The organism is Saezia sanguinis, assembly GCF_963921665.1.
Lineage (GTDB): Bacteria > Pseudomonadota > Gammaproteobacteria > Burkholderiales > Burkholderiaceae_C > Saezia > Saezia sanguinis.
The window spans coordinates 109,054-132,436 of record NZ_CAWUGC010000002.1 but is presented as its reverse complement, the minus strand read 5'-3'; the positions used below and the strand labels follow the sequence as shown (position 1 = coordinate 132,436).

At 50.3% G+C, this 23,383-nt stretch carries 19 protein-coding genes; 12 read left to right on the top strand and 7 right to left on the bottom strand.

Features of this window, described 5'->3' with window-relative positions:
- Positions 1-409 precede the first annotated feature (409 nt).
- The 5 genes from AACY98_RS02695 (at position 410) to AACY98_RS02675 (ending at position 6,931) form a co-directional block, all read left to right on the top strand.
- Positions 410-3,565 (top strand): autotransporter outer membrane beta-barrel domain-containing protein, encoded by a 3,156-nt coding sequence (locus AACY98_RS02695; RefSeq protein ID WP_339801250.1) that lies wholly within the window; start codon positions 410-412, stop codon positions 3,563-3,565.
- 93 nt (positions 3,566-3,658) lie between these two features.
- Entirely contained in the window at positions 3,659-4,045 is a 387-nt protein-coding gene (locus AACY98_RS02690) for a hypothetical protein (protein ID WP_339801248.1), read from the top strand.
- A 162-nt stretch (positions 4,046-4,207) separates the two neighbouring features.
- Positions 4,208-4,978 (top strand): hypothetical protein, encoded by a 771-nt coding sequence (locus tag AACY98_RS02685; protein WP_339801246.1) that lies wholly within the window; start codon positions 4,208-4,210, stop codon positions 4,976-4,978.
- Positions 4,975-5,316, top strand: coding sequence for a hypothetical protein (locus tag AACY98_RS02680; protein WP_339801243.1), 342 nt, complete (start codon positions 4,975-4,977; stop codon positions 5,314-5,316). Before AACY98_RS02685 ends, AACY98_RS02680 begins: the two co-directional genes overlap by 4 nt.
- A 463-nt stretch (positions 5,317-5,779) precedes the next feature.
- Positions 5,780-6,931 carry a winged helix-turn-helix domain-containing protein gene (locus tag AACY98_RS02675; RefSeq protein WP_339801241.1) on the top strand — a complete coding sequence of 384 codons (1,152 nt, stop codon included), beginning with the start codon at positions 5,780-5,782 and terminating at the stop codon, positions 6,929-6,931.
- Between the two features lie 100 nt (positions 6,932-7,031).
- Here AACY98_RS02675 and AACY98_RS02670 read toward each other — a convergent pair whose 3' ends face one another.
- Complete coding sequence (locus tag AACY98_RS02670) at positions 7,032-7,631, bottom strand: YcxB family protein (RefSeq protein ID WP_339801238.1); 600 nt, start codon at positions 7,629-7,631, stop codon at positions 7,032-7,034.
- Positions 7,632-7,990: 359 nt separating this feature from the next.
- Positions 7,991-10,693 carry a cation-transporting P-type ATPase gene (locus tag AACY98_RS02665; protein ID WP_339801236.1) on the bottom strand — a complete coding sequence of 901 codons (2,703 nt, stop codon included), beginning with the start codon at positions 10,691-10,693 and terminating at the stop codon, positions 7,991-7,993.
- Between the two features lie 602 nt (positions 10,694-11,295).
- Here AACY98_RS02665 and AACY98_RS02660 point away from each other — a divergent pair.
- Positions 11,296-12,345, top strand: a complete 1,050-nt coding sequence (locus tag AACY98_RS02660) for an NAD(P)-dependent alcohol dehydrogenase (RefSeq protein WP_339801309.1) — start codon at positions 11,296-11,298, stop codon at positions 12,343-12,345.
- A gap of 84 nt (positions 12,346-12,429) precedes the next feature.
- On the opposite strand, the gene AACY98_RS02655 is transcribed toward AACY98_RS02660, so the two are convergent.
- From AACY98_RS02655 to AACY98_RS02645, 3 genes are all read right to left on the bottom strand, one after another.
- On the bottom strand, positions 12,430-12,888 hold the full coding sequence (locus tag AACY98_RS02655; RefSeq protein ID WP_339801233.1) for a cyclophilin-like fold protein: 459 nt from the start codon (positions 12,886-12,888) through the stop codon (positions 12,430-12,432).
- A gap of 96 nt (positions 12,889-12,984) precedes the next feature.
- Complete coding sequence (locus tag AACY98_RS02650; RefSeq protein ID WP_126981135.1) at positions 12,985-13,722, bottom strand: carboxymuconolactone decarboxylase family protein; 738 nt, start codon at positions 13,720-13,722, stop codon at positions 12,985-12,987.
- Positions 13,723-13,727: 5 nt separating this feature from the next.
- The gene (locus AACY98_RS02645; protein ID WP_339801231.1) at positions 13,728-14,231 is read right to left on the bottom strand and encodes a (R)-mandelonitrile lyase; all 504 of its coding nucleotides are present in this window, start codon (positions 14,229-14,231) and stop codon (positions 13,728-13,730) included.
- A 245-nt stretch (positions 14,232-14,476) separates the two neighbouring features.
- Between AACY98_RS02645 and AACY98_RS02640 the strand changes: the two genes are divergently transcribed.
- Positions 14,477-15,370 carry a LysR family transcriptional regulator gene (locus AACY98_RS02640; protein ID WP_339801229.1) on the top strand — a complete coding sequence of 298 codons (894 nt, stop codon included), beginning with the start codon at positions 14,477-14,479 and terminating at the stop codon, positions 15,368-15,370.
- Positions 15,371-15,443: 73 nt separating this feature from the next.
- Here the strand turns inward: AACY98_RS02640 and AACY98_RS02635 are convergent, their stop codons facing one another.
- Together AACY98_RS02635 and AACY98_RS02630 are read right to left on the bottom strand one after the other, a co-directional pair.
- Positions 15,444-16,106, bottom strand: a complete 663-nt coding sequence (locus AACY98_RS02635; protein WP_339801226.1) for an alpha/beta fold hydrolase — start codon at positions 16,104-16,106, stop codon at positions 15,444-15,446.
- Between the two features lie 64 nt (positions 16,107-16,170).
- Positions 16,171-17,610 carry an amino acid permease gene (locus AACY98_RS02630; RefSeq protein ID WP_126981138.1) on the bottom strand — a complete coding sequence of 480 codons (1,440 nt, stop codon included), beginning with the start codon at positions 17,608-17,610 and terminating at the stop codon, positions 16,171-16,173.
- A 316-nt stretch (positions 17,611-17,926) separates the two neighbouring features.
- On the opposite strand from AACY98_RS02630, the gene AACY98_RS02625 reads away from it, so the two are divergent.
- The 5 genes from AACY98_RS02625 (at position 17,927) to AACY98_RS02605 (ending at position 23,373) form a co-directional block, all read left to right on the top strand.
- Positions 17,927-18,676 carry a hypothetical protein gene (locus tag AACY98_RS02625; RefSeq protein WP_339801223.1) on the top strand — a complete coding sequence of 250 codons (750 nt, stop codon included), beginning with the start codon at positions 17,927-17,929 and terminating at the stop codon, positions 18,674-18,676.
- A gap of 87 nt (positions 18,677-18,763) precedes the next feature.
- Positions 18,764-19,297, top strand: coding sequence for a hypothetical protein (locus tag AACY98_RS02620; RefSeq protein WP_339801220.1), 534 nt, complete (start codon positions 18,764-18,766; stop codon positions 19,295-19,297).
- A 63-nt stretch (positions 19,298-19,360) separates the two neighbouring features.
- The gene (locus AACY98_RS02615; RefSeq protein ID WP_339801216.1) at positions 19,361-20,539 is read left to right on the top strand and encodes an NAD(P)/FAD-dependent oxidoreductase; all 1,179 of its coding nucleotides are present in this window, start codon (positions 19,361-19,363) and stop codon (positions 20,537-20,539) included.
- Between the two features lie 336 nt (positions 20,540-20,875).
- A complete protein-coding gene (locus tag AACY98_RS02610) occupies positions 20,876-21,598 on the top strand; it encodes a gluconate 2-dehydrogenase subunit 3 family protein (RefSeq protein ID WP_339801213.1) in 723 nt (240 codons plus the stop codon).
- 2 nt (positions 21,599-21,600) lie between these two features.
- The gene (locus AACY98_RS02605; RefSeq protein ID WP_339801210.1) at positions 21,601-23,373 is read left to right on the top strand and encodes a GMC family oxidoreductase; all 1,773 of its coding nucleotides are present in this window, start codon (positions 21,601-21,603) and stop codon (positions 23,371-23,373) included.
- The last annotated feature ends 10 nt before the right edge of the window (positions 23,374-23,383 follow it).

Genomic DNA, 23,383 nt, shown 5'->3' with positions numbered 1-23,383 from the left:
AATGTGATGGTAATGCCTATTCAAGAAAGATTAACTCCTGTCCTTTTCATTACAAGAGAAGGTCGTGTTTTGAATATGGCTCAACGCATTGGACTGGGGCGTTTTGCCATCAGTAGGTGCCGTTGCAGCTTTTTTATAACAGATGCGCTGCTCAGGTAATCACATGCATAACACCCGAAGTAGACCTATGTGAAAGTGTTTTAAAATTATAACCATATGATTTTAAATAAATAAATCATTTCATCAAATCTTCATAAAAGCATCATCAAACGTTCATAAACCTGTTTCATCAAACTTTCTTCAAACGTTCATTTTTTTGATGCCCTGAGCATTTATCGTTGGGGCATTCAATTTTAGCCGGGCCGGTTTGATCGCCTGACCTGGTCATGAACCTTACAGGAGAAAAGCAGTGATAGGGCACAAGCAGGGGTTGAACCATTATTTTCGGGTTTTGTGGAATGACGGTTTGCAATGCTGGGTTGCTGCACCCGAGAAGGCCAAAGGCAAGCATAAATCATCAAAAGCCAATGTAAAAACGACGGCACTTGCTGCGGCTTTTATGTTGGGTTCATTGGCTGCTGCTTCTACGATGGCACAGACAACGGTGGTAGAAAACTTATATTATGATTCTACAGGGATCTACTGGCAACGTGTAAATACACCGTATCTGGTGACTGATCAGGGAGCAAATACCCCAACCATAGGGGTAGAATTGTCATCTGCAGGTGTCATTTTTGATGCTCCACTGTCGGTTATAAGAGAAAAAACCGTACCGGCGGTATATGTGCATAGTGATTCGAATTTGACAGTTAACGATACCTTCAATGTGCGTAGCGCAGGTGATGCATTGCTGGTTGGTGGCAATGGCACAAAGGGAACCGTCTATGTGAATTCGGCTGGCCCGATCGAAGTGGTGGCTGAACGAGGTTACGGAATATGGGCACAGGATGAGTCTATCGTATCCTTAAGGAACACCGATAATGCTACCGGAATTTCAATCACCTCAAACGAAGCCGCTGCAATTGCTGCAACAGGCGGTTCACGCGTCACTTTGAATAGCGCTAATAATCAGATTTATACATCGGAATCTCATGCTGTTGTTGCAGGTGATGCTAATTCAAATGGTGGTGTTTACATTTATGGGGCCACGTCTATCAGAACGGATGGAAATGGCGCCTTCGGGATATTGGCTTATCGGAATAGTCAGATAAGAGTGGATGGTAACCTGTTTATAGAGACTGCTGGAGACGGTGCATATGGCATTGCTGCCCATGGTCTGGGGATAGGTGGGGCAAATGATGTTAATGGAAATTTAATAAGTGTCAATACGTATGGCGATTGGGCTTATGGTGCATCAGTTTCAGGGGACTCGGGGTTATTCTTCCATGGTGCTAGCAGTCTCATCACAACCTATGGTATCGGATCACATGGCGTTGTTGCGGGCGATCCTGTAGATGGAGGGCTTCTTAGCACTACTAATGGTTCATTTGGTAATACCAGTCTGCTTGAAATCACCACCTATGGAGATTATGCGATAGGTATTCTCAGCATAAATCGTGGGCAAGTATTAGCTCATGGGCCAATACAGGTGAATACGTCAGGGTATGCTGCACATGGTATTAGTGCAATTGGAGGAGATGCTGGTTATAGCTATGTATCAATGTTCTCTGACGAGGCTACGAGTCTTCACATTCAAACGACTGGAGATGATGCCGTTGGCATTCAGGTTCAGGATGGTAGTTGGCTGTCTCTTAAAAATGAAGTCAGCATTGTGACACAGGGTAGCGGTGCACATGGCTTAGAGCTGAGTGCAGCTCACATGAGGTCGGAAAGTTATCGAGGCTCATTGTCGATGGAAATTGAAACGGCACAAGCGGATGCGGTGGGGATTTATGTGGGCAATGGCAGTACCATGAGTGTCAATGAAGCGAATACTAGTACCAGAGTAACTGCTGCTGGTGGTGCCAATGCCATTCGTTATGATGGCAGCAATAACAGGGTGTTGCTCAACAATGCCACGTTATCGAACGCAGACAGCGCTGTTAACGCCCTGCTGCACAGCGACGACATCAGTAACACCTTAACGCTTACCAACAGTACGGCACTGACGGCCGGTGAGCTGATCAGCGGCAGCGCGATGACGTTGAACGCTGACAATACGCAACTGGCAGGCTCTGTGAACAATGCCGGCATCATGCGCCTGAACAACGCTTCTTCCTGGGATATGCACCGCAGCTCGGCACTGGATACGCTGGAGGTAAGCGCAGACAGCCGTGTGAATCTGCGCTCCAGTACGCCGGGGGCTTACAACACACTGGCGGTCAATACACTGGATGGCACGGGCGGAACTTTTCTGATGAATGTGGACATGGGTGCCCGGCGGGGTGATTTACTGACTGCACATGAGATTATGGGTAACACTTATGTGCTGGATATTGCGAATAACGGCGCAGCAGTGACCAATGGCACCGAGGTATTAACCGTGGTTCAGGCAAATGCAAATGGTGCCAGCCACAGCCTGGCCAACCCGGTGGAGGCCGGGGGCTATGTCTACAACCTGCGCCAGCAGCAGGGCAGCAACAATTATGAGCTGTATGGCCCGGTTGAGTATGTGGCACCTAGCCCTGAGCCCCCAGGCATTACCACGACTGCCAATGCGGCAGCCAGCACGCTGAAAACGGGGTATCTGCTCACCTATGTGGATACCCAGACTCTATTGCAACGCATGGGAGAGTTGCGCAACACGCCTGGACATCAAGGCGACTTCTGGGTGCGCGGATTTACCGGGACGTTGGATTCTTTCGGGAGCGGCAAGCTCAGCGGCTTTGAGATGGATTATGACGGTATGCAGGCCGGCATTGACAGGCAGTTTGATCTGGCATCGGGTAAATTGTATGTGGGGGTTATGGGCGGGTACACGCATGGTTCGCCCGGCTATGACAACAATGCAGGTTCCGGTACCGTTAAAGGAACCCATGCAGGTGCATATGGCACTTACCGGCATGAAGGCACAGGCATTTATGTTGACGGTATCATCAAATACAATCGTCTGAAACATGAGTTCAGCGTACGGGATACGGCGGGTGCTGGTGTAACCGGCAGCGGAACCAGCCATGGGTACACGGTTTCAGTAGAAGCCGGGAAACGTTTTCACCCGATAGCCACTACTCCTGCATTCTATCTGGAGCCGCAAGTGCAGTTGAGCTACAACCGCCAGAGCGGTACAGACATTTACGCGAGTAACGGTTTGCACGTGAACATGGATAACTACAGCTCTGTACAGGGGCGTACCAGTCTGATCATCGGCTACCGGATTGATGACGAAAAGAACCCGGTTGATCTGTACGCCAAAACGGGATACACGCGTGAATTCAGGGACAACAGCGCGTATTATCTGAACGGCTCAAGGGAAACCAATGAGTTTGGCGGCGGCTGGGTAGATTTGGGGCTGGGCGTGTCGGCGACGATCAATAACCGTCACCATATTTTCGGGGAGTTTAATTTTTCCCAAGGATCGCAGTTTGACCGCAGACAGTTCAATCTGGGGTATCGCTACCAGTTCTGATCAGTTCGGGGGAGGGAGATTTTTTTCAGACTGAGCTTTTGCAGCTTGGTCTGCTATCAGAGAGATTAAAAATAATAAACAGGAGATGATGCTATGGATTTGGATGATCAGGTTCGTGCGGGTTTTTTAGAGGATGCTCAGGAGATTATTCAGGGGATATATCCTGAACTGGAAAAACTGTTTTTCAATTTATCTGATCATGAAGCTTTGGCAACGGTTGTACGTCGCTTTCGTGATCTGAAGGGCGGAGCCCTGGTTGTTGGTCAGGATGAGTTCGGGCTGGCTGCGATGGCTTGTCAGCAATGCTTTGAAGAATGGCTCACGGAATATGGAATGGCCTGTAAGGAACTGGTCAGTTTTGGTAGATGGGCTTTATGCAGCTTTGAGCGCTGGATTCATGACTTATGGCTCAATACTGCAGAAGGCTGGAATGCTTCAGAATTTACGGTAAAAGCCAGGGCTATAAAGCCGGAGGCATAAAAGGAGAGGTTTGAGCGCAAAAGCATTGGATAAAAGAGTAGCATGGTGAAAAAAGTTGTTGCAGCGCTGGCTGCTGGTATGGTTATGCTGTTGCTGAGCGGGTGTGGCGATGCACGGTATTTTGCGCTTGATAACCCGACTGCAGATGCCATAGAGGTTAAGGTGGATGGTACTCTTTATGTGATCCCTGCGAAAAGTGAGATACGTATTGGACTACAACCCGGAAGCCATCGCTTGATCAGCGAGGCTGTTGGTGAAGTTGAATTTCATGTGTACCCGACCAAAGATGCCGGGGGCATCATCAACCCAACATTGAGTATTTATATTAAAGTCGATGAGGTTTACCGGCCAAGAGCAGGGGGGGCTATGCAAAGACCGCCAGTGAGCCGCATTGAAGTGAATGGAGTATCTTTTGAAGGCAGCTTCACACGTTATGACAGTTTCTATATATTACCGGATTGGACGTATGGGGTGCATGAAAATTTTCCCGGCTATGTAGCGTCTGCAACAGCGGGACCTGTTGTCAGCAAGGTGTTCAGCTGCGATGATTTCATTGCCTATTATGAGCAAAAGTACAATGTGTCAGGCTATTATGAAAATAATCTGAAAAGGCCGGAAGCAATAGATATCAGGGCATCTTTGCCACCTGAAATTCCTGAGTTTGATCACCCTGAAATACAGGCAGCTACTCAGGCGCTACGGAACCTGGCGCATGACTATATTTCAACAATTGAACCTCAAGAACAGCAGCGTTTACTGGATATGTGGTATGAAGCCAGTTATCAACTGGCTCAGTATGATGCAAAAAATGGTCATCGTCTGACAGAGGATGAACGCAGACAACTGAGTGAATTCAGGACGGCAATCCGGCAGGTCAGAAGTATGCCTTTGTTGTTGATTCGTGTGATTAAACCTGCGGGTGATATGGCATGATGAAATCAGTGCTTCTAAATTGGCCGCGTCAGAGAATGGAGGTTGAAAATCTCCATTTTCGTGGTGTTTACCAGTGGCATATTGAGATATGGGGAGCAGGAAAGGTATGTGTTGTGATATTTCTGGTCTGGTTTTTACAGATATGGCCTGGTGCAGATGCTCAAGAAATGAAATCGGAGCCACAGTTTTTTCTGTCTCAATTTGATATATCGAATAGTTACAGGGTTTCCCATTATCTGTCTGCAACGATGCTCAATGAGCAGCAAAAAGGGATGTTGACAGATTTTTATATCTGGGTGCTCAAGCAAGTGAGAAAGAATTATGGGGGCAGGCTGTAAAAGCATATGGTGAAAGTGTTTTAATCTGGCCATCTCCGGAAATTTTGTATTTATATATTGATGCCAGGCTTAAGGAAGGAGCTTCAGTGCGCAGGACGAATGGACCGGTATCTCAGCTTGATTGGGATATAAGGGTGCTTTCCTATGTCAATCATTGTTATGATTCACTGATTGCAGCTAACCGTGTGACAAAAAGCATGACACCGCAGCAACTGTTGTCTCTTATGGGAGAGAAATTCTGTATTCAATATTTCCTGAATACTTTGGCAAAGGATCTTCAATGCCTGCCAGTTAAAGATTATTTGGCACGGAGTTAAAAAGTGGCCAACATTAAGTACCGTCTTTGTAACTTATTGAATGCAACGGATATATGTCTTTTAAAATAGACAGTATATTTTGCCATTGGTATTTTTCTTGCCCTGTCTGGAGCGGGCAAAAGGTTTGTTAACTGTTTGTAATTGATATGCAACCTAAAACAAAGAAACAATTTTTTTTGCTGGCCATTGTTATATATGTATTTTGTGCCTGTTCGTTGATCTATTTTTTAGTTCAAAGAATTGATAAACAGTATATAGACCAGGCACAGAATTCTCTTGGAGATACTGCAAAACTGATTGCAGCATTAATCAAACCGCATGGCGGGGATGGGATGAGAGGGGGCTCATATATCCGCGATACATTGGAAGACCAACTGCTTTACATGCGCTCTCCTGAAAATAGCACCGCTGATAAAGCAGAGCACCAGATTGACCTGCGTATCTATATTGTTGATAAGCAGGGGTGGCTGATATATGACAGCTGGGACCTTCCAATTGGGGAGGTCTATACACAGCAAAAAGATGTGATGCAGGCCTTAAAAGGGCAGCAAGGTGTCAGGATGGCGCAGGAAAATATCGGCGGGATTAAAGAGACGTTCATTTACGTTAGCCTTCCTCTAAGAGGAGAGTCTGGCGTTGTTGGTGCTATCGGTTTGGGCAAGCCTCTTGACAGCTGTGCGCCTTACTATGCGGGTGTGCGAGTTCAGACCTTGTTGCTTGTATTGGCCTCTGGTGTTGCTACAGCTGTTTTCTTTTTGCTGATGGTATGTTGGAGACGGCAAGGTCATATCAATGGCACTGAAACAAATGCTCCAGCCACTGTATCTACAGAGTCAAATCATTTTGCTCAAAAAACGGATGAAGAAGTATCCCCATTTCAGGAGATGGTCTCCCATGATTTGGCAGAGGATTCTAAAGAAAGTGTTTCAGAGGCAAATGATTTGGAGAATGAGGATAAAGAGGATGAAATCTCAGTAAAAGCTCAAGGGGCAATAAATAGCGATATGCCTTTTGAATACTATCCCCAGCGGATGCAGATCAAATTCTATGGAGTCAGTCTTGATCTGTCACGCTATGAATATAAACTCTTGTCTACTTTCATTGAAAATCCAGCGCAGGTTTTTACCAGAGATGAATTGCTGGATATGGTGTGGGGACAAGATAGTGAAAATTTGGATAGAACGGTTGATGCGCACATTAAAACGTTGAGGGCCAAACTGAAGGCTGTTGCCCCTGATGTTCAGGTTATTCGTACGGTGCGGGGTTTTGGTTATGCCTTGAATGACGAATGGCCATGATCGGCTGAAATCCTGATGGGCAGGGCAGTGAATATGACGGCTGGCAGTTTGAAGCGGTATCTTTTAATCGCAGTTGCAACAAACAAACCTGCAAATATGTTCAGCGGGCAAGCGTAATGATTTTGCCCGTGTAATGCCGGTGCAGCAGATTCATAATGAATTGAAGTTCGTCTGCGGAGCAGTTTGATTTTTTGATGAAATGGCCGTGAGCGGCGCTTACAAAAAGGATCAGAAACTGTGGCGTATCCATCACCTTGACAATGGCGGGCCACTGATAATATCCCTTCACATATTCTTTTTCTGTATAAAGTCCTTCGTCGCTGAACGTGATGGTTGCAGGACTGAGGTACGTACTATTGTCTGGATTTTTCACGGTCATCCGCGTGACGGATTGAGGATAGGTTTTTATTCTGATGAAAAAAATGACAAGGATTGCCAGAAATACGATCGGCCAAAACATATGTTTCAGAAAATACGGCAACGAGGAATGTGTTGAGAAGTAGTGTTCATATGTTTGATGGTATTCAAGCCATGTATAGCTGAACCATGCGGTGGCAAGAATGAACAGGGCAAATATGATCCCAATGGTATTACGGTATTTTTTACCAACGGTGTGATTGATAACGGTGCGGTTAATCGCAAGCCAGTCCTGCTCATTGAGCTGATTGTTGATGGTAACGCTGGATTGGCTGTTGTCCACAAAGATTCCTTGCCTACTGATCAAAATAGAAATTTGAAGCTGTATTTTATATGAATTATTTTTTGATCAATTCTGAAACGCAGTATCCAGTGTTTCGCTGCGCTGAATGTGGCTTTTGTTCGGAATGGGGTTGAGCAAGAACGTATTCAATTCGTTACGCTTGCCCATCAAATGCAACAAAGAAACGCAACAAAGAGCAATCGGAGTCGGCCCCAGAGTAGCGCATGGACGTATCAAAACATCTTCATGCGCTTTTGGGGCTGTTATGGCTGAGTTAACGAATACAGTTCATGCTGGATTCCATATAGCCCCAAATTGGGCCGATTGGGTCGGAGGCATTGTTAGGCATTGTTGGTAGCTTAAAGGCCACCATGCGAGATGTATCTTCGCACAACCCACTTTTCAGCTTCCACCACAAAGAATATGGCAACTCCGATAGCCAGCGTTATGCCCCAGTAGTACAGCGAAATGGGCGTTGTGCCAAACACATGGTTGAGTACCGGCACATAGATAATCGCCAGTTGCAGCAGCAGCAAGATGCCTGAAACAATCCACAGCCCTTTGTTTTGCAGCATGCTTTTATCGAGAGAGAAACTGGCTTGCGTACGGCAGTTGAACATATATGCCCATTGCGCAGTGACCAGTGTTTGTAGCAGCACAGTGCGAATGTATTCAACAGAATAGTTTTTATTCACCAGATAGGCTTCTAATAAAAATGCTGCAACCGCTACCAGCAAGCCTACAAATGCAATGCGCCATACGGCATACAAGTCGAGCAGCGGCTTTTGGGGATTGCGCGGTGGCCGGTCCATGATGTTTTTTTCTGCCAGTTCTGATGCCAGGCCAAACGACAAGGTGGTTGATGTCGCCATGTTCATCCACAGGATTTGCAGGGGTGTCAGTGGTATGGCCAGCCCGAGCAGAATGGCAATGACAATCAACAGCCCTTGCGCAAGGTTGGTGGGCAGTACAAACAGAATGGTTTTTTTCAGGTTGTCATAGACACGGCGTCCTTCCCTGACGGCGTTGGCAATCGTTGCAAAATTGTCGTCTACCAGCACCATGTCTGCGGCTTCTTTGGTCACTTCGGTGCCTTTGATGCCCATTGCGATGCCTACCTCTGCCTGTTTAAGCGCGGGAGCATCGTTAACACCGTCACCCGTCATTGCCACAATGGCGCCTGTGCTTTGCAGCGCTTTGACCAGGCGCAGCTTATGCTCAGGGCTGGTCCGGGCAAAAATATCATATCGCTGCGCAATTGCCGGCAGTTCATCATCGCTGACATGCTCCAGCTCACTGCCGGTAATGGCGTCTTTGCCATTGCCGATATTGAGCCTTGCGCCTATTGCCATGGCGGTTTGCTGGTGGTCCCCGGTAATCATTTTGACCCGGATGCCTGCAGCCTGGCATTGTGCAATGGCTTCAATGGCTTCAGGACGCGGCGGGTCCATAATGCCTGCCAGCCCCAGAAAAACCAGTCCGGATTCCACATCTGTATGGTCCAGCGTCTGCTGGTTGCTGCGTGAATCGGGTTTGTAGGCTGCGGCAAGCATGCGCAACCCCTGGCTGGCGTATGCCTCAATCTGCTGTTCCCAGTAGCCCTGATCGAATGCCTGTGCCCCCTGAGCCGTCAATTGCTGATGGCAGAGTTTAAACAGCACGTCAGGTGCGCCTGTGACAAAGATATAGCGTTGGTCGGCCACCTGGTTTGACGTTGCCATGTACTTGTAGCGGGAGTCAAACGGGATTTTTCCTGTTCTTTGTGCATGTGCGGTCTGTATGCCTGATTTTGTTGCCAGCACTTTCAGCGCACCTTCTGTTGGTCCGCCGGTCACCTGCCAATGCCCCATGTCATTTTGGGTCAATTGACTGTCATTGCACAGCATCACAGCAGTCAGAAACTGGGAGAGTACGGGCAAAGTGGCCAGGTCCACAGGCTGTCTGTCAGTTTCAGCAATAATTTGCCCTACAGGTGTGTAGCCATCGCCTGTCACATCATAAGCAGTGCCTGCCAGAATGACTTTCTGCGCAACCATTTCGTTCATGGTCAATGTGCCTGTTTTGTCAGAGCAGATGACTGTGAGTGCGCCTAAAGTTTCCACGGTGGGGAGCTTGCGGATAATCGCCTGTTTACGGGCAATGGTCTGAACGCCCAGAGACAAAATGATGGATATGATTGCGGGCAGGCCTTCGGGCACCGAAGCCACTGCCAGGCTGATGAGGGCAAGGGCCAGCTCGCCCATTGGCATATGCCGGATAAAAAAGCCGATGACAAACAGCACAGCCATCATGACCAGGAGCACGATGAAGATGTTTTTGCCCAGTTTGTCAATTTGTTCCAGCAGGGGCGTTCTGTGCCCCTGTATGTCATTCATCATCTGGTTGATGTGGCCCAACTGAGAGTTGGCGCCTGTCGCCACAACTATGCCATAGGCCGTGCCGGCGCTGACCGTGGTGCCTGAGAATGCCATGTTAATCTGGTCGCCCAGCAAGGCTTCCTGTTCCAGACGGTAGGTCTGTTTTTCGATGACGGTGGATTCTCCCGTCAGAATGGCTTCTTCAACCTGCAGTGCATGCACTTCAAACAGGCGTATGTCAGCCGGTATTTTTGCTCCGGGCTTTAAGAAGACGATGTCCCCGGGCACGATGGCCGATGCATCAATGTCCTGCTTGTTGCCATCCCGGATGACCGTGGCGGTGCTGGACAGCATGCCCTGAATGCCTTTGAGTGATTTTTCTGCGCTGTTTTCCTGAATAAAGCCAATCAGCGCATTAACAATTGTCACACCGAGAATGACAAAGGTATCGACCCAATGCCCCATGAAGGCGGTTATAAGAGCCGCAGCAAGCAGGATATAAATCAGGACATCATTGAAATGCGCGATGAACCGCAACCAGGCAGGCTTTTGTTTGGTTTGAGGCAGCGTATTGGGCCCGTATTCTGCCAGCCTTTGTTCACATTGCGCCTGAGTCAGGCCGTCTTTGGTGGAGCTGTCGAGCTGCTTGATAACCTCTTGACTATCCAGCAGGTACCAGTTGTGTTCAGATTTTTTTTCAGTCATTTGGCTCACCGTATCACCTTTGTAAGGAACTCGGATGGCATCTTGTCAAAGCTGGCATCTGTTTGATGCCCAGATGAATATATAGATATAGAGCTACTTAACTGAACAGTGTATGGGAAGCATATTACCCATACTTGCAAAATTCCTTTAATGCGCTTTTGCAGTGGAGTGTCCGATCTGTCCGCTTAATGAAGAATGACTAAAAGCGGTTCATTGCTGCAAGGCAAGCATTGAGGAATAGGGGCGGTATTCAGATTAATGAAAATGGGTGTGAATTTATGAATCTGACTCATAAGTTTATGCATTAATCTCCCTCTAATCAGCACATTATTTATCTGGTACATTCGCAGATGAAGTGCATAATGCCATGGATATATGTTGTGCCTTTAGGCTTGTACTTGTGTTCCTAAAGTGTTCCTAAAATTGTATCTGTGGTTAATGGCATTGTGGTTCGGGTACAGTGGCCTGGGCTCTGCCGGCAGTTTCTGTTGAGTTTTTGGGCGAAAAGCCTGTATCGAGAGATATGGCAGAAATTGTGTGAAAAGGGTTGAAGTGCAAACTGAGATACCCATTGTGATATGAATGGAGAAAAATCAATGACAATGAATGTACTTGGATATGCGGCAAAAAGTGCCAAAGCGCATCTGGAACCATACCGTTTTGAACGGCGTGATGCACGCCCTGATGATGTTGTGATTGAGATCCTTTACTGCGGCGTGTGCCATTCTGACCTGCACCATGTGAATGGCGACTGGAAAACGAATTACCCCGTTGTGCCCGGGCACGAGATTATCGGCCGTGTCATCAGTGTCGGTCAGAATGTCACCCGCTTTAAAGCGGGGGATCGTGTCGGTGTTGGCTGTATGGTGGATTCGTGCCAGCACTGCAAGCCATGCAAACTCGGGCTTGAGCAATACTGCGAAGAGGGCAGTACGCTGACTTACAACGACACAGACCGCCATGACCAGCGGCCCACCTTCGGTGGTTATTCTGAAAAGATTGTGGTATCAGACAAGTTTGTGCTCAGAATTCCGGACGGGCTGGATTTGAAAGGTGCTGCCCCCCTGCTGTGTGCAGGTATTACCACCTGGTCTCCGCTGAAGCATTGGCAAGTCAAGGAGGGCAGCCATGTGGCGGTTGTCGGGCTTGGCGGGCTTGGTCATATGGCGATCAAGCTGGCCAAAGGGCTTGGTGCCCGTGTGACGCTGTTCACACGCTCCACAGGGAAAGAGGCCGATGCTCGCCGTTTGGGGGCAGATGAGGTGATCATCTCGACTGACAAAGACCAGATGGCTGCGGTTAAAGGCCGGTTTGACCTGATTGTGGATACAGTGCCTTACGCACATGATCTGAACCCCTACATCCCGACGTTGTCTCTGAGCGGTACTTTGGTTTTGGTCGGTTTTCTGGGGGAATTGCAACCGGCGGTGGATTCATCGGCTTTGGTTACGGGGCGAAAATCTGTAGCAGGCTCGATGATCGGCGGCATTGCCGAAACACAGGAGATGCTCGATTTCTGCGGTAAGCATGGCATCACGTCCGATGTGGAAATGATCAACATGCAGGATATTGATAAAGCCTATGCGCGCATGCTGAAGAGCGATGTGAAATACCGCTTTGTTATTGACATGGCCTCATTGCAGAAAAAATAAACTGTTTCTATAGATCCCTGTCCTGACTGTTGATGATTAAGCAGTATCAGGACAGGGGCCGCCCTGTATCAGCAAATTGGATATTTATTTCACCAGATCAATGGTGACATTGATGTTGCCGGGCGCACGCAGCGCTTCCATCTGCCCCTCTATTTTTCCCAGAATGATCAGCCCACTGGCGTATCTGTCGCCTTTGTAAAAGATCGCCAGATTTCCCCACGGGGCGTAGTAAGCGATGTCTCCCGCTGCGGGGGTACTGCCTGATGGAGCGCCTGCCGTGGAGAGTTGATGAGGCAGGTCGCTTATTTTTTCTGTTCCGGCATAGTCCTGCAGTGTCAGTGTCAAAGGCAACAGGGAAATGAAATCCTGGCTTGCTTGGTTGTTGTTGAGCGTGGCTGTCAGCACCGTATTGCCGATGGTCAGGTTGATTTCCATGGTTTCTGTCCTTTCAGGGGTGAATTCTGCGGGTTGCCGGGTGTTTTCGGCATAGCCTGGCGAATATAAAAGCATGCCGGTCAGCATCAAAATGGCAATCCTGTTCATCTGATTCTCCTGTTTGATTCATGCATGCCGTACCATGGCAAAACCGACCATAACCAACCAGAGCTGACCAAAGTTGGTTATGACCGATGGCCCTGATTATTTTCGGCCTGCCAGTACGGTGTCAAGTACACCGGCACCGGCCGCAGCCTCTTGCTGGCCGACTGAGGACTCGATGATCGACAAAACCTGCCTGAGCTGGGGCTCTGTCAGACCAACATGCATACCGATGTTCATGTGGGACTGCATCATTGGTTCAACACCACCCAGGCTGACCAGTGCGGCAATGGTTGCAAGCTCCCTGTCCTGGTAGTTCAGGATATCACGCTCAAAAATATCTGCAAACAGGTGCTCTTTGAGAAAAACATCAATTTCAGGGCTGAATGCACCAAAACCACTTGTCTGGCCTGTGTCTGTGCGGCCGGTCAGGGTTTCCAGTATTTCTTTGCCTCTGGTGTATTTATCGCGTGTGTCGGTAATCGGGGATGCCTGCGGTCCCTGATGGTCATGGATGTTTTGTGCTTTCCGTTCATCCAGTACAGCGATCAGTGTGTTGATGCCCATCAGGCTTCGTGGAAAGCCGCAATAAGCATACATCTGCACCAGCACCTCTTTGGTTTCGCCGACGGTTAACCCGGCATCCAGCCCTTCATTCAGGGCTGTTTTCAGGTTTGGTATATCTCCTTTGGCCGTCAGCGCGGCAATGCGCACAATGTGCTGCTGTCTGGTACTGAGGCCTGATTCTTCATGCTGCATGTTCTGCGCTCCTGAAACGTGGATGAAACCAAACATGAAAATGCTGATGGCTGAAAAAATGGAAATGAATTGTTTTTTCATGCGCCTTACTTTCTGTATTGTTCGTCACTGACTTTTTCCATCCATTCAACATTTTTGCCATCAAGGTCGCCCGTGATGGCCAGGTGCGTCATGGCCGTGGTGGGGCTTGCGCCGTGCCAGTGCTTTACGCCCGGCGGGCATGTAACGACATCGCCCGGGTGAATTTCTTTGATGGGGCCACCCCATTCCTGCGTCCATCCCGTGCCGGCCGTCACAACCAGTGTTTGCCCTGCAGGATGGGTATGCCATGCAGAGCGGGCACCTGGTTCAAATGTGACATAAGCGCCGGATACATTGGTTGCTGGGTTCACTGCAAAAAGAGGGTCGACGCGCACGTTGCCGGTGAAATAGTCTGCCGGCCCTTTGGCCGATGGACGCGAGCCATTCTGGCTGATTGATGTCTGCAAATGATCTCTGGCCGTTGTATCCGAGCCTGAAGCCGGGTTTGCAATGGCATTGGCTGAGGCCAGTAATGAGATGGATGTTGCGGCGGTGATGAAGGGGTTCATTTTTATTCCTTTCGGCAAAGGGTGGATTTAACACAGATCACATGAATCGACGCCTGACGTTCTATCGGATAGGTTCCGGATGGCCTTTGTTTGAAGATGACGGCCGGGTATGGATTCCAGCTTGTGGTGCTGCCAGATTAAAGTACGGGTTCGCTGTGAACTGCTTTTGACGCTTTCATTTTATCTGCTGTGATACAGATGATTAGATGGTATATTTCGTATAGATATATGAACTAAATTCATGAATGGCACACGAAAACTTCAATGACCTGCTTGCTTTTTTAACGGTGGCAAAAGAGCGGAGTTTTACCAAAGCGGCTTCGCAACTGGGGGTTTCCCAGTCGGCATTGAGCCATACTGTCCGCTCGCTTGAGGAGCGGCTGGGTATCCGGCTGCTGACCCGTACCACACGCAGTGTTGCGCCTACGGAAGCCGGGGAGCGCCTCTTTTTAAGCATAGGCCCCCGCTTTGAAGAGATTGAGGCCGAGTTGTCCGCCTTGAGTGAACTGCGTGAAAAGCCTGCGGGTAACATCCGCATTACGGCAGTGGAATACGCGGTGGACACTATTTTATGGCCGGTGCTGATGGATTTTTTACCGGCTTATCCCGATGTCAAGGTGGAGGTCAATATCGACTATGGAATGACCGATATTGTGGCCGAGCGCTATGATGCAGGCATCCGCCTGGGTGAGCAGGTGGCCAGCGGCATGATTGCCGTGCGCATTGGCCCGGATACGCGTATGGCCGTTGTCGGGGCACCAGCGTATTTTCGCGGGCAGCCTCCGCCAGTTGTGCCGCAAGACCTGACCCGGCATGAATGCATCAACCTGCGTTTGCCGACCTATGGCGGCCTGTATGCATGGGAGTTTGGGAAAAACGGCCATGAACTCCGGGTGCGTGTTGAAGGGCGGCTGGTTTTCAATAAAACGGCGCATATGCTCAATGCTGCACTGGCCGGATTCGGGCTGGCCTATGTGCCTGAGGGGCTGGCACAAACCTATGTGGCAAAAGGGCAGCTCAACCGTGTGCTTGAGGACTGGTGCGAGCCATTTTCCGGGTATCACCTCTATTACCCCAACCGCCGCCAGGCGTCACCGGCGTTTGCCTTGCTGGTGGATGCACTGCGCTATCGGGGGTGATATAACGGGCGTGCCGCAGGTTCATGCGGATGGCTGCCACACATATACATGAATATACATGAACCAGCCCAGTTCAGTTGTTTTTAAAAAACGCCAGCAAGTCAGGGTATAACATATCCTGGTTCACAATATAACTGTCGTGCTCATGGCCCTGCATGATTTTCAGTTGCGCATCAGGCAGCGCGTTGACAAGGTCGCGGTACAGGTCAGGACGGTAGATATCGTTTTCCGCCGCGATCAGCAGTGTCGGGATGTTGACGCTTCTGACATCATCCAGTTCGATATCAGGTTGCTCCAACATCAGCCTGAACAGCGGGTCTTTTGTTTTTTCATAAGTGTCTTTAACGTACTGGTAGCTTTCCGGCGTAAAGTCATCCGGTTTCAGGTTCACGCCCAGAAGCGCCATTTTGTGAATGCTCTCGGGGTGTTTCATCGCCAGCATCAGGCTGATGATGGCCCCATCACTGAACCCGATGATGTTGGCCGGCCCCAGCTCAAGTGCCCGGATGAAGGCGCTAATGTCTTCAGCCATGATTTCATACGCGTAAGTGCCTGTGTTGGAACTTTGGCCGTGATTGCGGCTGTCAATGGCGTAAACGGTAAAGTGCTGTTGCAGTTTGGCGGTGATGGCATCAAAGATGTGGTGATCTTCACCATTGCCATGCAGCATGATCAGCGGCGCTCCTGCGCCTGACTTCTCATAAAACAGTTCAATGTGATTGACTTGGGCTTTCATGACGCATACCTTTGCGATGTCTGCGGCGCGTTACAGCACTGGATAAATGAATGGCGCTCAGGTGTTAATACGTTGATCTGGAAAAATCCATATCTTTGTATTGAACGAATTTGGTTCTCTTCACAATTTTATAACCCAGCATGATGGCAAAAAACAGCGGAATGCCGACGTAAGTGGCAACCACACCGTACCAGTCGATGTTGTTTTCGGTAAAGGCTTTGTAGTTTTGCCCTAAAGTGATGATCAGGCACAGTATGAAAGCGAACACCGGGCCAAACGGGAAGCAACTGGCTTTATAGGGCAGCATGCTGGTATCCAGGCCTTGCGCGATCATGCCTTTTCTGAACCGGTAGTGACTGATGGCAATGCCCAGCCAGGCAATGAAGCCGGTCATGCCTGACATGTTGAGCAGCCACAGGTAGACCATCTGGTCTTCAAACAGCGACGTCAAAAAGCACAGCATGGCAATCAGGGTGGTGGCGATCAGGGCATTGCGCGGCACGCCTGACCTGGACAGGCGCGCAAAAATCCGCGGCGCTTTGCCTTCTCTGGCCAGTGCGTACAGCATGCGTGTCGAGGCATACAACCCGGAATTGCCGGCGGAGAGTACCGACGTCAAAATCACGGCGTTCATCACGACGGCAGCAGACAACAGCCCGGCATTTTGAAACACCAGTGTGAACGGGCTGACGCTGATATCGCCTGCCTCACTGCGCAGCAGCCGAGGGTCGGTGTACGGAATGATCAGGCTGATCACAAAGATGGACAGCACGTAAAACAGGAGGATGCGCCAGAACACCTGTTTCATGGCTTTCGGGATATTTTTTTCAGGGTCTTTGGATTCTCCGGCTGCAATGCCGATGAGCTCCGTCCCCTGAAATGAGAACCCCACAATCATCGCGACCCCGATCATCGATGAAAAGCCCCCCACGAAAGGTGCGTCCCCGATGGTCCAGTTATGCCAGCCGGTATGTTCACTGCCGCGCAGGATGCCTACGATCATCAGCAGGCCAATGCCGATGAAACACACCACGGCGATGACCTTGATCAGCGCAAACCAGAACTCTGCCTCACCAAAGCCTTTGACCGAGATGTAGTTCAGGCAGAAGATAACGCTTAAAAACAGCGCGCTCCATAACCAGCTATAGCCCGAGGACAGATCAATCCAGTAGGAAATCACCAACTGCGCAGCAACCAAGTCCACTGCAACGGTGACAGCCCAGTTGTACCAGTAGTTCCAGCCAATTGCAAAACCGAACGCTTCATCGACATAACGGGAGCCATAGGTCGAAAAGGTACCTGAAACCGGCAGGTAGGCAGCAAGCTCACCCAGGCTGGTCATCAGAAAGTAAACCATGACACCGATGATGATGTATGAAAGAAGAGCCCCTGCAGGCCCTGCGTTGGCAACTGTTGCGCCGGAGGCAACAAACAGCCCGGTTCCAATCGATCCGCCAATGGCGATCATGGTCAGGTGGCGTGCTTTAAGATCTCGTTTCAGCATTGTTATTGAATAAAAATGGCTGCTGGGTTAGAGAACCATGGTGCAATGGTGTGCGCAGTGTTGTCTACTTTGTTGGTATACGACATCTGTAACGGCAGCGCTGTTATTGAGTTGCCGCAGTATATTGCACTTTTGGTGTTTTGGCCTGTTGGCCGGTGTATAGCTTCGTAAAACAAGAAAGTAAGATAAGCCTTTAAAGGGGGTGCCGACCAGTTGTTTCGGGTGATGCGGGGTGGCGGTTATGAATCCATAAAAAGCTCAATATGTTATAACGTGCCATACCTGATAATTGCCGGGGCATATACTGGAGGGCATTTTGCGTAAATTGGCACTGGTTTTCGGAATACTGGGATGTTTGTTATTTGGTACATTATTCGCGCTGTCCTATGCGAAACCTACATTTGTGGAGCAGACCACCAAGGATGCCATTCGTTATCGGCTGCAGACGCTGACACAGGGGAAAATCGACTCACTGGATGATCATGTTCTGATCGGCCATGCACGGAGCTTGCTGGGGAGTCAGGCCGGTGAGCTGGAGCGGTTAAAACAACTGCTGGCAGACAAGCTGCCCGAAAAACTGGCGGCTGTGATTGCGCAAATGCGCAACCTGGACTGTGAGTGCCGCCGGATCACCGAGGAGCGAATCAGAGACAGCATGAACTGGCGTATCGCAAGCCTTACGCAGATGCAGCAGCAACTGACCTCTTTTATTCAGGTGAAATATATGGATACGGTAGCGCAGCTGACGCGGGAGTTTCGTATTTTTACCGGCTCCAATGGAATTGTCTTTTTTCTGCTGGTTGTGGCAGCGCTGGTGCAGCGCAGAGCGAAAGTTCAGTTGATATTACCTGTCGCTGTTTTGGTTGTGGCAACAGGCATTGCCGCTTATTTGTATTTATTCCAGCAAAACTGGCTGCATACCATTCTGTTCAGTAGCTATGTAGGTTGGTTTTACCTGGTTTATATCGGGATTGTTTTTGCGCTTTTATGCGATATTATTTTCAACCGCTGCAGAATCATCAATGGAATTCTATCAAGCATTCACATTGAAGTATCTCCATGTTGACCGCGTGTACCGATACCAGAGCACTGTGTTTGAGCCTGCAGGCACAGAATTGACAACATATACAAACTATACAAAAGGGGAAAGCCGATGAAACCGTATTTTGTAAAGCTGGCACTGATCGCCGGCTGTTTAGGCGCAGCAGTATCTGCCAGCGCAGATGAAAAGGCCTCGTTTGTATTGCCAAGCGGTGCCTCGGTGGAAATTGTGGAGGCTGATTTTGACCGCAGCAGGTTTGAGGTGACCGGTTGCGATGGTCAAAGTGACGTTTGTCTGATCAACGGGCGTATCCCGTTTGGTGTGGATGGAAGTGTGCCCGGTTCTTATGTGAAGAGTATCCGTATCACCCACCAGGGCCAAACGCATGAGCTGGATGTCTCGGATATGTATAACGCTTGGGGTGGCCGCCCGTTGCAATATGACGAGCATACCCGGTATTTTGGCGGAACCTGTTTTGACTACGCGCCTTATTGCCAGTTTCGCGGGCTGTTTTCAGATGCGGCAGGCTCATTTGTTGCCGAATGGCAGGTGAGGGGGGACGTATCTGTGCGTACAATACTGACCAATCAGGTGGATGTGGTCAATTTCATCAGCGACAACATTGACCCTCCTGAATTTGAATAAGCACGGCAAGGCAATATCGCATTGGCTGCTTGAAAAACAACAAAGTAATGGGGCAGCCATGCAATGAACGGGTCATATGATGTCATTATTTTAGGTGCCGGTGCCGCAGGGCTGATGGCTGCGGCAACTGCGGGCCACAGGGGCAGGCGTGTTCTGCTGCTTGACCATACAACCAAGCTGGCCGAAAAAATCCGCATATCCGGCGGGGGGCGCTGCAACTTTACCAATTTGCATATCCGGCCCGAATGCTATCTTTCTGCCAATCCGCACTTTTGCCGCTCGGCGCTGGCGCAGTATACCCAGCACGACTTTATTGCACTGGTTGCCCGGCACGGCATTGCCTGGCATGAAAAAACACAGGGACAACTGTTTTGCGACAATTCCAGCCAGCAGATCATTGACATGCTGGATGAGGAGTGCAGGGCTGTCCGCGTGACCCGCATGATGCAAACAGAGATCAAGTCGGTATCTCATGGTGATGGTTTTCAGGTTGAAACTTCGCGCGGGGGTTTTACCAGTGAATCGCTGGTGGTTGCCACAGGGGGGCTGGCGGTGCCTAAAATCGGTGCCACACCCTTGGGTTACCGGCTGGCAGAGCAGTTTGGCCTGAACATGCTCGCGCCCGAACCGGCACTGGTTCCGCTGACATGGCATGTGCAGGACAGCGAACGTTTTGCGCCGCTGGCAGGAACATCTCTGGAAGTGCAGGCGCGTATCGGCAAAACAGCATTTCGTGAGCAGATGCTGTTTACCCATAAAGGTATTTCGGGGCCGGCTATTTTGCAGATATCTTCCTACTGGTCACCCGGACAGAGTATTGTGCTGAACCTGCTGCCGGGGCGGGATGTCAGCGCGTTGCTCTCAGCGCCTGAGCACCACCACCAGAAACTGGCGCGGGTGCTGTCCGAGCAGGGTTGGCCACGGCGGTTTGCCGATGCCTGGCTGGCATTGCAGGGGATGCAGGACGTTTATGTCCGGGATCTATCGGCTAAAAAACAGTTGCAGTTTGCTCAAGCTGTGCAGAACTGGGCCGTGCTGCCTAACGGCACCCAGGGCTACAAACAAGCCGAAGTGACGCGTGGCGGCGTGGATACGCGGATGCTGGATTCCAAAACCATGATGGCCAAAAACATGCCCGGCCTGTTTTTTGTTGGAGAGGTGGTGGATGTGACCGGCTGGCTGGGCGGTTTTAATTTTCAGTGGGCATGGTCCAGTGGTTACGTGGCTGGCATGAATAGCTGAACTGCCGGAAAACCGTGATATCAAAATGCGCTGGCTTGTGCTGCATATGACGCACGCAGCAACAGGGGCAGGTGTGGCTTCACCATTAAAAAGCACCTTTTCCAGCAGGGGGGAATAACATTTTTTCCGGTAGGGCTATGACATGGTTGCAAGCATGGATAACATTCTAAATATTGAACTACATGCTTTGAGCGCTCTATGATGGACAAGCAGCCTGATAAATAATTGAAGATGTACAGGCCGCGTATTTGCATTCAACGATGAAGTCTTTGATGGGCAGCGGTGTCAGGTGAAATGCTGCCATAAGGACACAATAACAAGAAGGAGAATGTCGCAATGGCTGAAAAGCATGATGAATCGCGCAGAAAATTTCTGTCCAGACCCGTCAAAATTATTCCGGCAGTGGCTTTGGCCGGCACCGGCATGGCCCAGGTATCAGGCGCACTGGCGCAGAACGCACCAGGCGAAAGCCTGGCGGGCTACAAGCCGGTTTATTTTCAAGAGGATGAATGGCAATTTCTGCTGGCTGCATGTGACCGGCTGATTCCGGCTGAAGAGGCTGGCCCAGGTGCGATTGCGGCCCATGTGCCGGTTTTTATTGATAAGCAGATGCAGACACCCTATGGTGACGGCGGGCTGTGGTACATGCAGGGGCCATTCCATCCGGACGCCGTACCGGAGCTGGGTTACCAGTTGAAATATACGCCCAAGGAAATATACCGCACGGGCATAACAGATACCCAGGCCTACTGTCAGAAACAGTATGCGGGCAAACGTTACCAGGATTTGACCGAGGAGGAGCAGATCAAAGTGCTCTCGGGGCTGGAGAGTGGTGATGTTGTTTTGGAGAATATTCCGGGCAAGACGTTTTTTCAGTACCTGCTGACCAATACCAAAGAAGGTTATTTTTCCGACCCGATGTACGGCGGAAACCAGCAGTTGGCCGGTTGGAAAACGGTTGGTTTTCCGGGCGCACGGGCGGATTACATGGACTGGATTGAGCAGCCGAACAAGGCTTATCCATTAGGGCCGGTGTCTATTGAAGGAAAGAGAGGGTAATCATGGCGATGAAAAAAGATGCTGTGGATGCCGTTATCATCGGCCTGGGCTGGACCGGTTCGATCATGGCGAAGGTGCTGACAGACGAGGGTCTGAAAGTGGTGGCGCTTGAACGTGGCCCGAATAAAGATACAGCCGATGCGGCGGCCTATCCGCAAATTGCAGATGAGCTGGCCTATGCGGTCAGGGGCAAGCTGTTTCAGCCGCTGGCCAAAGAGACGGTGACGATTCGCCACCGCATGTCAGAAACGGCGGTGCCATACCGCCAGCATGCGTCATTCCTGCTGGGCAATGGGGTGGGCGGTGCCGGTTTTCACTGGAATGGCCAGCACTGGCGCGCACTGCCGGAGGACCTGCGGATTCGCAGCCATTTTGAAGAGCGTTATGGCAAAGATTTCATTCCTGAGGGAATGACGATTCAGGACTATGGCGTGACGTATGAGGAACTGGAGCCGTACTTCACCCATTTTGAAGAGGTGTGCGGCACCTCGGGCAAGGCAGGCAATATCAACGGGCAGATCATGCCCGGTGGCAACCCGCTGGAAGCGCCACGCAGCAAGGAATACCCGTTGCCGCCATCTTCACCGATGTACGTGGCACAGTTGTTTGCCAAGGCCGCTAAAGAAGCAGGTTATGACCCGTTTCCGCTGCCGGCGTCCAACGCTTCGCAGGCCTATACCAATCCATATGGCGTGCGCCTGGGGCCGTGTAATTTCTGCGGATTTTGCGAGCGGTTTGGCTGTTATATGTATTCCAAGGCATCGCCGCAGACGACCATTCTGCCGGTGATCCGGCATCGGCCAAATCTGGAAATACGTGCTAATTCGTATGTGACCAAAATCAATCTGGATGCTTCGGGCAAAAAAGCGACCGGGGTTACTTACATTGACGGGCAGGGCAATGAGGTGGAGCAGCCGGCTGATCTGGTGATTGTGTCGGCGTATCAGATGCATAACGTGCGGTTGCTGCTGCTTTCGGGCATTGGCAAGCCGTATGACCCGGTCACCGGTGAAGGTGTGGTCGGGAAAAACTATGCATACCAGTACAACCCCAGCGTAACGGTGATGATGCCTAAAGGCACGCACATGAATCCGTTTATCGGTGCCGGGGCCGCAGGCATGTACGCGCTGGATAATTTCAACGGCGACCAGTTTGACCATGGGCCGCTGGGTTTTGTCGGCGGGGCTTATACCAGTGCCGGCTTTACCGGTGGCCGCCCGATTCTCCAGACATCGCTTCCCAAAGGTGCTCCAACCTGGGGCAAGGGCTGGCAGGCGGCCGTGGCAGATACTTACGAGCGCAAGATGAGCATTGGCATGGAAGGCTCGGTCATGGCATATCGCGACGCCTATCTGGACCTGGACCCGACATATAAAGACGCTGCTGGCCTGCCGTTGCTGCGCATGACGTTCAACTGGCATGACAATGAAATCAAAATGGGACAGTATGTGGTGAACCGCGCTGCTGAAATTGCCAAGCATCTGGGGGCCGAATCGTACAGTACCGGCACCCCTGGGTCAACCTACGATACGCGCATTTACCAGTCAACCCATACAACCGGTGGTGCAATCATGGGGGCCGATCCGAAAACCAGCGTGATCAACAAATACCTGCAATGCTGGGATGTGCCCAATGTGTTTGTGACCGGTGCATCGGCATTTCCGCAGAATCTGGCTTACAACCCGACCGGCCTGGTCGGGGCGCTGGCATACCATGCCGCGCAGGCTTTGAAAGACCAGTACCTGAAAAACCCTGGCCCACTGGTGCAGGCATAAGGAGGCAGCA